Below are 12,666 nucleotides of genomic sequence, written 5' to 3' on the forward strand. Positions count from 1 at the left end.
CTTTTTTCCCATCAATTTTTTCTTTTTTTGATGTGCAAAATAGACTATTTTTTGTGATTTAACGTCTCTGCTTAAAACTACTTTTTCCTATTTTGTACATCCTGTATTTATGAGGTTTTTTATGACTCAGCAGGCATGTGTAATATCACAGCTGACTTTAGAATTTTCATCTAAAGTCATGTTTAAACAACTCAATTTTAGCCTTGAATCGAATCAGGTGTCTGCCTTAATTGGCCGTAATGGTCAGGGCAAATCCTTGCTTATGCAAATGTTAAATCAGACGCTTAAATCAGATTCAATTCTTACATCTGGACAAATATCTTGGCATATAAAACATGCATATTTACCTCAATTGCATCGGTTAACTGGACTGACCATAGCTGAAGCATTAGATATCTTAGATATTTATCAAGCTTTTAAAAGAGTTGAACAAGGTGTTGCCAGTTTCAATGACTATGATTTATTGGAAGGTAAATGGGATTTACCCACCTTATGGAATACTCTCTTAGAGTCCGCTCATTTACCCACTGATTTAGACTTTCCAATTAAAAACTTAAGTGAAGGTCAAAAAACCAAGTTGGCCTTAAGCTGTTTATTTTTAAAATCAGATCACTACTTACTTCTTGATGAACCTAGCAATCATCTAGATCAGGAATCTAGAAAATGGTTAATTGATCATTTGAAAAGACACCCAGCAGGTGCACTGATCATTAGTCATGACCGAACTTTGTTGAACGAAGTAAACCATATTTATCATTTAAATGAACACGGCTTACATCACACAACAGGAAACTATGAACAATTTTATGCACAGTATCAAACTAACATTGCGGCTTTAGAACAATCTGTTCAACAAAACCAACGTGAAGTTAAGCACATGAAGCAAAAGCAACATGAAGTATTAATGAAAGCTCAGAAACGTGAACGTGCTGGCAATAAATTAAGAGAGTCAAATTCTCAAGCCAAAATTTTGCTCGATTTTAAAAAGGAACAAGCGGGCCAAAGTATTGCGGCTATACAGTCTCAGCATCAACGTCAAATCTCAAATAGTCAAAACGAGTTAAAAGACAAAAAACTGCGGCTTGAAACTGTCAAATCACAACAGTTTGTCTTCCCTACCTTCCAAAAGAAATCTGGAGAAATTCTTCGGGTTAAAGGGTTAAAGTTGAAATATGGAACTCAACAAACAATAGATTTAGCTGTACATACCGCCCAAAAAATCCACATAACGGGTCAAAATGGTATCGGAAAGTCAACACTGCTTAAAGCAATCAATGCACAGAAAAATCAGTCAAACAAAAGCATTCAATTATTTGTAGAGTGTTTTTATCTAGATCAAAACTTTAGCTTTTTACGTGATGGGATGACTGTTATTGAGAATTTAACTCACATGAATAGCGAGCTTTCAGAATTGGAATGGAGAAATTTATTAGGCCAACTGCGAATTCGCGGTGATAAGGTATCCAACTATTATCTCAGCTAAGTGGTGGTGAAAAACTCAAAGTAGCTTTATTAGCGCTTAGCCAGATAAAACCTACACCTGAACTCCTGTTATTAGATGAACCAGAAAATCATTTAGATATTGAATCAAGGGAGTTACTCGCTCATGCCATTCAGAGTTATGAAGGTGCTGTATTACTCATTTCGCACGACCCACTGTTTGTTGAAAATTGCGGTATAAGTGAGTCATTTTCGTTAGCCGAATAGTTTTCACTCAGACTATTTCTTCAAATTTACTAGCTCTCATGTGAAAGCTAGTAAATTTTATCGATTATTATTTTTTTACTTTATTTAATAATTCGATATCTAGACTATATTTCACCGTCTTATTTTTACGAGCACTATTACGCATTTGATAAACTTGAATAATATAATCGCCATCAACTGGCAAAGTAAGCTCTCCTTTAAAGCCTACAGTTGAGCCAATTAATAATGCATTATCTTTACCTGGTTTTTTACCTGGTGCAAAAATATTGACATAGGCTAAATTACCAAGACTATTAATATTAAATCTTAAAATCTGACCATTTTTCGCAAAGATTCTATACTTTACGTCATCATAGCCCTGAAATTTTCCAGTTAATGTTAGGTGTGTTGAACCTTGTAAGAAATTAACTTTCTGCTCAATATTTTTAGCTAACGCAGATAAAGAGGTAGTCGAAATCAATGTAGAAATTAATAAAGTTTTAATGATTTTTTTCAATTTCTAACCCTCAAAATTATTTTCAAATAATTATATAAAAAATAATTTTTATAGAATTTTACTTTATGTATAAGTTTCATTAGTTATAGCTATTTTTTATAACGAATAACAAATTAAATATCTCAAAGTTCCAGTTTTACTTTCTCTTTGAGATACTCCATTTAAATAGTTAAAAGATTAAAATCGATATCCTACCCCTAAATAGGTTATCAATGGATCAATATCAACTTTTGTTGTCGCATGAATTAAGCGAGTTCCCGTGTTTTTGATTAACTACATCAATTTGGGCTTTATTACTCAACTTTGCATAAGATACAGACGCAACCGTATACCATGAATCATTAAAATCATAAGTAAAACCGGCAGTAAAAATGGGTGCTATAGCGTCATCAGCATCAACATTCACAACCATCTCTCCACTGGATTCTTTCCGGTCTAAAGCTGCTCCTGCTTTGCCATCTAACACATTCTGAATCATATGGCCTGCGGAGACTAAATCAGAGCGAATCCCTTCATTGAGTTTAATATCATTAAAATGGGCATACATTAAACCAGCTCCAATATAGGGTCTAAACTTATTTACCCCACTTTTACCAAACTGATATTGTGCTTCTATGGTTGGTGTCCATGCTCGAATAGATGCAGCTTTAGATTTATTCCCTAGGTTGGTAATTGGAATCGCTTGACCTAAGGTAATCCCATTAGGGAAAAGATATTTCACCAAGTCATTAGGAGACATTGCGACTCCACTTAACGGTGCTAAGATTTCTCCTTTTCCTTTAATATCTACTTTAGGTGGAATTCCGCCAATAAATTGTAAAGACACATGATCATTAAGATAATAGTTAAAGGTTAAACCCAACGTATCTGCATCATCAACCTCAAGACCTGCATCATTTTGTTGCCAGTTTTCTATTCCACGAACTGTCGCAATACCGGAAACTTCAGATTTAATATTGCCATCAGCATCAAGCATAACCTCTCGCATATATTCATCTTTTAGAGCTAGCTCTAGAAATTCCTTTTGATTAAAGACTTCTCCTCCTAAATCCACTTCTGTGGCATTCGGATCAACAGAATTTAAAAAGCTTGTGGTTGAAATAGTACCGACTTTAGCTGCAGTTCCATTTTTAACAGCGGTATTAATATTAAATGGATTAGCATTACCTTGGGGCATTACATGTAACCAACCAGCAGATACAGAGAATCTTTTAAATCCTTCCGCATAACTCATGCTTGTTATTACAGATAATGAACTCAATATTGCTATTTTTATTACTATTTTTTTCATTTTTATTCCATCCTAGAAATATATTGCTGATTTTGCAATATATGTATGGAATATAGACAAGTTGCCGTTTTTATCAATCGGTATATTTTAAAATATAATTAATTTAGATAAACCCATCAATTTATGCTGCTAATTACATGAAATAGTTATCTAATTTTTCTGACAAATGGAAATATTATGCAAATAAATAATTTAACGATCGGTAAAATACCTTAAAGTTTTAAATAGTCTAATTTTAATACTCGCATGCTTTTGTGATTGAACCAATTAGATAGAACTGAGGTCGAAATTTAACTCCACGCCTTACCTCTATTTCGATAAAATTTAAAGAAGTTAACTTAATTTAAAAAATTAAAGCGTATGATTGGTCAATAAATAAGGAAGAATTTTAATGAATATTACGATTCGTGATGAGCGAAATGAGGATGTTGAAGCAATAGAAAAACTAACGAAAGCAGCTTTTCAAAATGCTGAGCACACCAGTCATACAGAACATTGTATTGTGAATAGTTTAAGAAACCACGGACAATTGACCATCTCTCTAGTCGCGATTGAAGATGGTTCTGTTATTGGGCATGTTGCTATTTCTCCAGTTCAAATGAGTTCAGGGGAAATGGGTTGGTATGGTTTAGGCCCTATTTCTGTTCATCCAAATAAACAGGGGCTTGGTATTGGCTCGCTTCTGATGAATAAATCACTAGATAAATTAAAAAAGTTAGGCGCAGAAGGATGTGTTTTACTTGGTGATCCCAATTATTACAGCAGATTTGGTTTTAAAGCATATCCTGAGCTAATTTTGCCCGATGTGCCAAGTGAATATTTCCAAGCCTTAAGCTTCTCAGGCAATATTCCTAAAGGAAACGTACACTATCATGAGGCATTTAATGCAACACAATAATAAAAATTATAGTCGTTAAAAAGAAAACTCCTTAGAACAGGAGTTTTCTTTTTTGTTTGCTCTGAGCAATTTTTATATAAATGATCTAGTTTTATTTAACACGCTCAATCTTAAAAACTTCAATATCAGTTGGCTTAACTCTATGTGTATCCACCTCTCCTACAACACGGACTTTATCTCCGGCTTTTAGTTGCAGAGGCTTCCACAAGTCATCATCTACATCAATTACAATTGATCCAGTTGCATCTTTAAACTCAAAATGATCACCAGCAATATGCTTTACAATAGTGCCTGTTAACGTAACACCGGACTCATCAGCCAAGGTTTTTGCTTTAGACACCGTGACTACATTTTTTGTCGCTTCTTTCAATAAGGCAGCATCTGGTTTAGCCAATACTGCATTACTGCCCAATAAAGCCAGCCCAGTGAGTGTTGCTAAGAATATTTTTTTCATTACGATGACCTACTTTTAATGTTCTTAGTTATATAAACAAATTCTTTTAAACTTATAGATTTAGCTTTTGTGGTTTTTTGTATCTTATTAGAGTCTTTGTTTAATGAGGATGAATAGAAACACCAAATAATCTGTTTAAGTTTTCTCTTCCAACAAGCATTTTGAGCCTTTAGTTGTATCGTTAATTTACTTAAGAAAATGCTTTCCTTAAGTAAATTAAACTCAGCATTAAAATATCAATTAATCGTTAAACAACAAGTTGTCCTAAATCCAATAAAACATTCATAGCCTCTGTCTCGTCTGTTGTTTGCATAACAATCATTCGGTCATATGAAATTCCACCAATCTCAATATAAATTTTCGGGTGTGGAAGCTGAGGAATATAGACTTTTAGGGGCTGATAAAGAGCAAGAAGATAACCAAATGAATCATAAGGATAATGATCATTTTTTAATGTCTTCTTTACCACAACATAAGTATTTAATATGTCTAGAATAAAACCATATTCATTTTCAGAATGAAATTTAGCGTCCATACCCACCTCCTTGATTAATTAATATTTTTATAATCAAATTTAAAGGTTAAATTTCTGATCTGATGGCATTTGAACCAATTTACTTTAAATATAGAGTTATATTTAAAATGATTCGTGTTGAATTTAAATATATTTAAAACCTAGCATATTAGTCAACATATTTTGAACAGCAACATTAAAAATAAATATTTTGAGTTACAAATCACACTTTGAGGTAAAAATACAAAGATATAAAAAAGCCCATCTTACGATGGGCTTGAGAATTTATAGATTATGAATCTTTGTCCATTGAATGAGGGGTTGTCGTTTTATCTTGCTGTTTTGTATCGTTTTCACCTTGGCAAGCGCTCACACTTAAAGAAATAATCGCAGCTAAACCTAAGGTAGCCATAATTTTTGTCATACTTCGCCTCATGAATTGTTCAGATAGTGAGTTAATAAATACTTTTTATTAGTTTTACGATCAGCATACGTTTCTAAGCTTTTTTGTAGATTTAGCGCAAAAATGTAAAGGTCTTTAGTTTTATATTTAAATATCAACTTAAGATTTGGCCATTAAACGTTAACTGAGTGTCTGAGCGTTTTAATGAGTAATTCATATAAGTGATCTACAGCCTTCGACTCTAACGAGGACCTACTCCGATAAACCGCAGCCTCCATCGGCTCTAAAGGTCCGAGGCCATGATCTGCACCTAATATGGTTAAATGCTCAGGAGCGCTACACTGCGTGAACACGGCGATTGCTAAACCGCTTTCAACTGCTGCAATTTGGCCCGCTAAACTTGAACTGTTGTATACCACTCGATAACGGCGCCCTTGTAATGCTAAAGAATGAATAGCACTCTTTTTGGCTTGGCTGGTACTTTCATAAACTGCAATTGGAAGTGGGTCTTCTCGCCAGAGTTCAAACTGTGGAGACCCTACCCATACCATTGGTTCATGAAATAAAAGTGTTCCTTGACGAGCGTTATCTCTCGAAATTAATGCTAAGTCTATATCACCACTTTCTACCCGTGGAATTAAAGACGTTGATTGCTCACAGATCAACTCGATCTCAACACCTCCATAACGTGGTGCAAAACGCTTGAGTACAGGTGTTAAATATTTAGCAGCATAGTCATCGGGCACTCCAAGGCGTATACGTCCCTTCAATTCATCTCCATGAAATGCCATTTGTGCTTCTGCATGTAAATCGAGAATACGGCGTGCATAACCTAAAAGTAGTTGTCCTTGAGAAGTTAATTCAATTTGTCGATGCGTTCGTATTAAAAGTTGGCAATGTAGAGCTTCTTCTAATTTTTTCAATTGCATACTAACAGCAGATTGCGAACGATATAGCTCAGGCGCTGCATTTGACAATGAGCCTGTATCTACTACTGTGACAAAACACTTCAGCCAATCAATCTGTAGGTTTTTTAAAGTCATTACAATTTATCTATTCGATTTTCAAATAGTATATAAAAGAATTATGCGCTTTTCTTTACTTATTCTCTCTTCCATACTGAAATCATAATAAGTTCAACGCGATTTATTTGCCTATTCACAATTTTAACCAATATCAGTACATGATTAATGACTGAACAACACATTAATAGCTGCACTTACTAACAATTTTATCACTTCGTATTTCTTAGGTATTACACACTAGGAGGAGGTTTTATGCGCCTAAATAAACAGTTGCTTGCATCACAAAGTGCGACATCGGCTTTTGTTTTACTCTGGGGTAGTGCCGCGATTTTTACTCAATGGGGGTTAGATAATGCCTCGCCCATAGCATTATTAATTCTGCGTTTTTCAACTGCTTTGATTGTTCTGTTCGTACTTGCTCTTTTTAGAAAAAGACTTTTACCCAAACATGGAACTCGAAAACAAGTTCTGCTGACTGGGCTACTTATTATTGCAGGTTATTCAATTTGCTATTTTAAAGCCATGGCCCATGGAGTCACTCCTGGCTTAATGGCAACAATTATGGGAATACAGCCCATACTCACGCTTTGCCTTCTGGAAAAGAACTGGCAAAAAGAAAGACTGTTAGGATTATGCATCTCTTTAGCGGGGCTCATACTTTTAGTATGGAAAAGCCTAACGCTGTCTTTTATTGCTCCAATTGGTATGCTGTTTGCCTTGGCTGCCCTCATCTGTATAACTTTTGGGGCCATAATGCAAAAGAACATTCAACAAGCCCCTACAGATGTCTTACCGCTACAATATGTAATCAGTCTTATCGTCTGCTTATTTATAGTTCCCTTTGAACATTTTGAAATAACATGGAATTCACAACTGATTATTTCAGTCTTATTTCTTGGAATTTTAATTTCTGTAGTCGCTCAGCTTTTACTTTACCGACTTCTAAGTCAGGGCAATATTGTAAATGTGACAAGCCTGTTTTATTTGGTTCCTATCGTGACTGCACTTTTAGATTTTCTAATTTTAAAAAATAAGTTACCACTGGCAGGTTTAATTGGGATGATTGCAATTTTGCTAGGCTTAATGCTCGTATTTAAAAAGAAATAATTCTTAAAGGTTTTAGTGTGTAACCCTCAGTTGAGGGTTTTATTTTTGAATACAAACTTAAACCAATTTTTTCCAGTCAGTGCCGATTTGAGCTAATGCGGGTAATTCATCGCTATTAAAAACATTAAAGTTTCGGTCAATGGCAAATCGATAGATAGGTATAGAATCAGCTTCAGTTTTCTTAAAGAATCTGAAGTTTTCAGTAAGGTGATAATTGCCAGCTTCTGTAGATTTTATTGCTGTTCCTGATGGTATATGGATATAACTTTCACACTCCACTTCAACATTATTTCCGGCAAGATCTTGATATGAAAATTTCATGTTTCAATCCTTTTTAACTTTTTATGATTGAGAAAAACTTAACACGCTATTTGATGAGATTACGGAAACTTTTTTCAACTAATTGTTTAAGTGTGTATATTTGGTTAAAAGCTCATCCTTGTAATATATCTTTATACACTTGTCTCATGTCTAATCTAAATAGGTTTTTTCATGCTCAGTAAAACAGCATTACTCGGAATACTTTTAAGTATTTTCTTTTGTTGTTTCAGCCATTCTTTATAAAATTTTTTATCAGATTGTTCCAAAAAACTGTCCTTATCCTTATTACAAGAAGCAACGCCCGTATTTCCAGATAGTACACACGGCCAATTGTTTAATTGGGGTGTTAAAACAGCATTACTCATTAATGAAAGCTCTTCTAACCTAATCAGATTCATCCTTACTCCCTTGCTTCCCTCTAGCGCTACACACAAATAACACGTCCTCAAAAATGCAAAGTGCAAATTTTGTGTATTGATTTATCAAAGATGTAAGTTGCTATAGGAATGAATAAATTGAGTTTAAATAGAGTGAAGAAGATATTTAGAATGTTTTCTTCTTTGTTACTTCAATTTCAGATATACTGAACTTAGTATGAGATGAGCCTTATATAGTTCATTGCTAGATCAATGAACGACTAAGCCCTTCGCTTTCGAGCAAGGGCTTTTTTAACGCCTATAATTTGAGAAAATTATGCCTATCTGAACTGTCTGGTCGGACATTGGTTTGCCTTTATAGGGCAGGTCTGTTAGATTGGTCTTGTTCATCAACTCCTATTGTTGATGAATACTGAAGCCTGATTCGTAGCATCAGGCTTTTTTTACACCTAAAACTTGTATAAATGATCCTGCCAAAATGATGACATATGATCTCGGCGTGACCTGAAACAAAGTAAATAAAACTATATAATAAACTGCACTATCTTACTTTTAGCCAAGAGCCAACTTCTTTTAGCACATCAACTAAACCGTTTAATTTCTTACCATCTTCCGTTAATGAGTACTCAACTTTAACAGGAACTTCCGCAAAAACTTCTCTGTTAATAAAACCTTCTTCTTCAAGAAAACGTAGCTCTAAAGTTAACATTCTTTGAGAAATATTAGGTATTGCCCGTCTTAGCTCATTAAAACGCATAGGTCTTTCGATGAGAAATGAAATAATTAACATTCTCCAACGACCACCCAATACTGTCATTGCCTCTTCTACAGAACAGCCAGAAATATTATCTTTCATTGTCTAATTGGGTATAAAAAATATACCTATATAACAAAATAGTGCCTAATTTACAATCTATACCTAGTGATGAATAATAGTTTTTCATTACGAAAAAACTGGTCTATATGATGGAATATAAAGAAGTTGCTAAAAAAACGATTAATCATTTGTACTCAGCACATGCATCTATACGAACTTCTGGCATTGATCCTCAAATAGTTGCTTTAGCTGAGTTATATGTGTCACAAATCAACGGCTGTGCTTACTGCTGCGCTTTTCATGCTCAAGAATTAAGAGATATGGGAGTAAACCAAGAAGTCATTGATAAAATTCCGGGCTACAAACATTCGAATGTCTTTTCAAAGAAGCAACTTCTTGCTCTTGAACTTGCAGAGGCAGTCACTTTTTTATCTGAAAAAATTGAAACTGTAAAAGCTCATTTAACCGAGTATTTTAATGAACGAGAGATTGTAGAGTTGACGACCAGTATTTCACTCATGGGAGCATTAAACAGACTCAGAATCACCTTAGGGGATAAAAGTTAATCGATTCAATTCCTATATGAAAAAGCCCTGACCATTCGAGGCTTTTTCATGACTCTTTAACCAAGTGTAATAAAAAATTGAGACAACTACTTTGATGATAAAAACAATTTCTTTTCCATTGCACGGCGATTAACCAGCCCCTGCAAACGCTTACCGCCTGCATTTACCCAGACATCAAACTGGTTTGCTGCTTCTTTGTAATCACCTGAATTTAACTTTTTGAGTAAGGTCGAATGTTTAAAGGCACCTACCCCAATGTTATACGTTAGAGAGACTAGTGCATCGAATTGATTCTGTTTTAAAGGAACTTTTACAGAACTATTTACTGCACGCTCAAATATCTTTAAATCGTGCTGCATATAGGTTTTAGCTTGTTCAAGAGAGCATCGGTCTTCTTCACTTACACGCTTACCATTAGGGTATCGCGTCGTGCCATATCCAATAGTCCAGACGCCAGTACCGTCATCATAAGCACTAAGTTTTAACCCCTCAAAATTACAGATTTGGTTTACACCATCCACACTAAGAGACATCTCATCAACAGCAACACCTATCAATTCATTGCCATGATCAGTTGCCGTAGCAATGAGGTGATCCGCTGTTGCATCTTGGTGAGGCTTGGCAGTAAAAATTTTGCGGAGATAATCCAATATTTTTTGCATTTAATGCCCTGTTATTTACTTTTCTCTGTAACCCAAAGCGTAATATATCCTTGAACTACAGGCTGCCCATCCGCTCTATAAGCGCTAACTTTTATTTGCATATCTCCCACCTTCCATTCCTCATCAATTGTTGCTACTAACTTAATATCAGAATCTGCCTTAGCGACATAATTTACGCTCATGCTTTTGGGTAACCATCTTAAATGTTGAGGCACAGATGCTTCAGCTAACACACCCATGACAAATTCCAGCCCATTACATATCGCAATCACGTGTACCGTCCCGATATGATTTTCGATTGATTTATTTTTTTTGATCGAGGCTTCACACACATCTACATCTAATTTATTGATAATTGGATTTACAGTCTGAAAATATGGAGCAACTCGGCTAACGACTTTTGACAATAGCGTTAATCCGCCCGGTACGGTCTTCAAAGTCCTAAAAGCGATCAGAACATCATTGACAGGTGGAACTGCTTTATTTTTGATTTTGTTGGTAAATGTAGAAATATAATTACTCATAGTTTTACTTCAATTCGAGAATAAATCATTCAATAAATATATATGTACACATCTCTACACTCATTGCTTAGGTATCAATTTTTTGAGTCATTAATGATAATGATTGAATAACCTCTAGCATATCGTACTGTTCAGATAAAAAATCAAACCTATTAAAAATGCCCAATATTGAATTGGGCTTTGAGTTATTGTTCGATTTCGATCGGATCCCCATCTTCAGGACGAATGTGTCGCTCGCCATCATCTGCGGGATCTACACTTGAGCCATCTTTTGTAATGCTGTTATATAACTCATCCTCTTTTTTATCATCGATAAATTCTTCATCAGCAAAATCGAGAGGCTCTTCATCATCGTCAAAATTTAAGGGTTTTTCTTCATCTATCATGAGATTCATCCTTTACTTAACTTGTGTCATTCCATCCTTAAATAATTAACGGATAGATTCAACACCAAACAATCATCATTTGTGTAACTGACACTTTAAGATACATTTTCCAATAAAAACCGCCCTAGAAGGCGGTTGCTAAATTCTTATTCACTAGCGATAGAAGTACAGTAAATAATTATTTCACTCTATTTCCACAAACTAGCAGTACTGCACATAAAGGTTTTTCAACTTTTTTAAGAAGAACTCATTTATTTCGCTTGAAATTTCATATTGAATCTTCTTGCTTGTTTTCTTACTTCTGGATTGGAAGGCAAAGCAAATGGACTTGCACGCCAGATCGCTTTTTCAATACTTGTTTTAAATTTTTGTTCTTCTTTATCTAAAAAGATGATTTGCTCAATTTCCCCACTATCACTTAAAAATACTTTAACGCTTGCACTCATCCCTGTAGAAGACTTTGGAATATCCCATATTTTATAAATTTTCTTTTGATATTGCTTTTTATATATCTCAGCCTCTGAGGTAATTTTATTATCATTCACTTGAGCAGAAGTAACTTGCTTGTGACCAGTAGTACACCCAACTAATAAAAATAAAGAAGCAATAATAGTGAAGTTTTTCATTTAAAATACCTTTTTTCAATAACTAAAATTTAACAGTTTAAAATTTAAAAAACTACCCGAAGGTGGTATTAATCATTGAATATCCTTAATCAGCAAAGGTGGTAAGCCGTTCTTATTCCACCTTTGTTTAAATTAATGTTTTATTTTTCTTTAAAAAGGGACTTCATAACGGATATTCATATTTGAATTTTCTGGAATATTATAGATATCTTGATCGGTAAAAATTCCATGCTCAGGTGTTTTAAAACTATTAAAGGCTTTATTTTCTGGAACAATTGGAGGTTTATTTAAGTAATTTTCTTGAGAATTATATGTAGATGAAGCACAGCCAATCAGCCCAAAACCCAATAAAGATATAACTAAAAACGTCTTCATAAATTTCGCCCACTGTTATAAAAACCACGCAATTTAACAAATTTAATCCCCATTGTCACACCTGTACTATTTAGTTAATCTTAATAATAAATTTAAAAGAAGCATTTTAAAAAATTA

16 protein-coding genes and 2 pseudogenes are annotated in these 12,666 nt (G+C 34.3%); 4 read left to right on the plus strand and 14 right to left on the minus strand.

The window, feature by feature from the left end; genetic code table 11:
- Positions 1-121: 121 nt before the first annotated feature.
- Positions 122-1,707, plus strand: a pseudogene (locus ASF86_RS07350) (ATP-binding cassette domain-containing protein).
- Positions 1,708-1,774: 67 nt separating this feature from the next.
- Here the strand turns inward: ASF86_RS07350 and ASF86_RS07355 are convergent.
- Positions 1,775-2,203 carry a hypothetical protein gene (locus tag ASF86_RS07355; protein WP_056480862.1) on the minus strand — a complete coding sequence of 143 codons (429 nt, stop codon included), beginning with the start codon at positions 2,201-2,203 and terminating at the stop codon, positions 1,775-1,777.
- Between the two features lie 177 nt (positions 2,204-2,380).
- Positions 2,381-3,494, minus strand: a pseudogene (locus ASF86_RS07360) (OmpW/AlkL family protein).
- Positions 3,495-3,885: 391 nt separating this feature from the next.
- On the opposite strand from ASF86_RS07360, the gene ASF86_RS07365 reads away from it, so the two are divergent.
- Positions 3,886-4,392 carry a GNAT family N-acetyltransferase gene (locus tag ASF86_RS07365; RefSeq protein ID WP_056480864.1) on the plus strand — a complete coding sequence of 169 codons (507 nt, stop codon included), beginning with the start codon at positions 3,886-3,888 and terminating at the stop codon, positions 4,390-4,392.
- Between the two features lie 91 nt (positions 4,393-4,483).
- On the opposite strand, the gene ASF86_RS07370 is transcribed toward ASF86_RS07365, so the two are convergent.
- The 4 genes from ASF86_RS07370 to ASF86_RS07380 all read right to left on the minus strand — a co-directional run bounded on the left by ASF86_RS07370 (position 4,484) and on the right by ASF86_RS07380 (position 6,806).
- Positions 4,484-4,846: a NirD/YgiW/YdeI family stress tolerance protein gene (locus tag ASF86_RS07370; protein ID WP_005039831.1), complete on the minus strand. Its 363-nt coding sequence runs from the start codon at positions 4,844-4,846 to the stop codon at positions 4,484-4,486.
- Positions 4,847-5,093: 247 nt separating this feature from the next.
- Complete coding sequence (locus ASF86_RS07375; RefSeq protein WP_005039828.1) at positions 5,094-5,381, minus strand: hypothetical protein; 288 nt, start codon at positions 5,379-5,381, stop codon at positions 5,094-5,096.
- Between the two features lie 271 nt (positions 5,382-5,652).
- Positions 5,653-5,784: a hypothetical protein gene (locus ASF86_RS19160; protein ID WP_004643213.1), complete on the minus strand. Its 132-nt coding sequence runs from the start codon at positions 5,782-5,784 to the stop codon at positions 5,653-5,655.
- Positions 5,785-5,936: 152 nt separating this feature from the next.
- Positions 5,937-6,806, minus strand: a complete 870-nt coding sequence (locus tag ASF86_RS07380) for a LysR family transcriptional regulator (RefSeq protein ID WP_005039826.1) — start codon at positions 6,804-6,806, stop codon at positions 5,937-5,939.
- A 234-nt stretch (positions 6,807-7,040) separates the two neighbouring features.
- Between ASF86_RS07380 and ASF86_RS07385 the strand changes: the two genes are divergently transcribed.
- Positions 7,041-7,895: a DMT family transporter gene (locus ASF86_RS07385; RefSeq protein ID WP_056480866.1), complete on the plus strand. Its 855-nt coding sequence runs from the start codon at positions 7,041-7,043 to the stop codon at positions 7,893-7,895.
- A 57-nt stretch (positions 7,896-7,952) separates the two neighbouring features.
- Here ASF86_RS07385 and ASF86_RS07390 read toward each other — a convergent pair whose 3' ends face one another.
- From ASF86_RS07390 to ASF86_RS07400, 3 genes are all read right to left on the minus strand, one after another.
- On the minus strand, positions 7,953-8,216 hold the full coding sequence (locus ASF86_RS07390) for a hypothetical protein (protein WP_056480868.1): 264 nt from the start codon (positions 8,214-8,216) through the stop codon (positions 7,953-7,955).
- A gap of 155 nt (positions 8,217-8,371) precedes the next feature.
- Positions 8,372-8,614: a hypothetical protein gene (locus ASF86_RS07395; protein WP_056480870.1), complete on the minus strand. Its 243-nt coding sequence runs from the start codon at positions 8,612-8,614 to the stop codon at positions 8,372-8,374.
- A gap of 520 nt (positions 8,615-9,134) precedes the next feature.
- Positions 9,135-9,449, minus strand: a complete 315-nt coding sequence (locus ASF86_RS07400) for a winged helix-turn-helix transcriptional regulator (RefSeq protein WP_056480872.1) — start codon at positions 9,447-9,449, stop codon at positions 9,135-9,137.
- A 110-nt stretch (positions 9,450-9,559) separates the two neighbouring features.
- On the opposite strand from ASF86_RS07400, the gene ASF86_RS07405 reads away from it, so the two are divergent.
- Positions 9,560-9,976, plus strand: coding sequence for a carboxymuconolactone decarboxylase family protein (locus ASF86_RS07405; protein ID WP_056481793.1), 417 nt, complete (start codon positions 9,560-9,562; stop codon positions 9,974-9,976).
- A gap of 86 nt (positions 9,977-10,062) precedes the next feature.
- Here ASF86_RS07405 and ASF86_RS07410 read toward each other — a convergent pair whose 3' ends face one another.
- The 5 genes from ASF86_RS07410 to ASF86_RS07430 form a co-directional block, all read right to left on the minus strand.
- Positions 10,063-10,638 carry a lysozyme gene (locus ASF86_RS07410; RefSeq protein ID WP_056480874.1) on the minus strand — a complete coding sequence of 192 codons (576 nt, stop codon included), beginning with the start codon at positions 10,636-10,638 and terminating at the stop codon, positions 10,063-10,065.
- 11 nt (positions 10,639-10,649) lie between these two features.
- A complete protein-coding gene (locus tag ASF86_RS07415) occupies positions 10,650-11,162 on the minus strand; it encodes a hotdog fold domain-containing protein (RefSeq protein ID WP_056480876.1) in 513 nt (170 codons plus the stop codon).
- A 185-nt stretch (positions 11,163-11,347) separates the two neighbouring features.
- The gene (locus ASF86_RS07420; RefSeq protein ID WP_003652344.1) at positions 11,348-11,548 is read right to left on the minus strand and encodes a hypothetical protein; all 201 of its coding nucleotides are present in this window, start codon (positions 11,546-11,548) and stop codon (positions 11,348-11,350) included.
- Between the two features lie 251 nt (positions 11,549-11,799).
- Complete coding sequence (locus ASF86_RS07425; protein WP_017392144.1) at positions 11,800-12,174, minus strand: TonB C-terminal domain-containing protein; 375 nt, start codon at positions 12,172-12,174, stop codon at positions 11,800-11,802.
- 150 nt (positions 12,175-12,324) lie between these two features.
- Positions 12,325-12,549 (minus strand): hypothetical protein, encoded by a 225-nt coding sequence (locus ASF86_RS07430; RefSeq protein WP_005039804.1) that lies wholly within the window; start codon positions 12,547-12,549, stop codon positions 12,325-12,327.
- Positions 12,550-12,666 lie beyond the last annotated feature (117 nt).

The sequence above is a fragment of the Acinetobacter sp. Leaf130 genome (assembly GCF_001423205.1).
Classification (GTDB): domain Bacteria; phylum Pseudomonadota; class Gammaproteobacteria; order Pseudomonadales; family Moraxellaceae; genus Acinetobacter; species Acinetobacter calcoaceticus.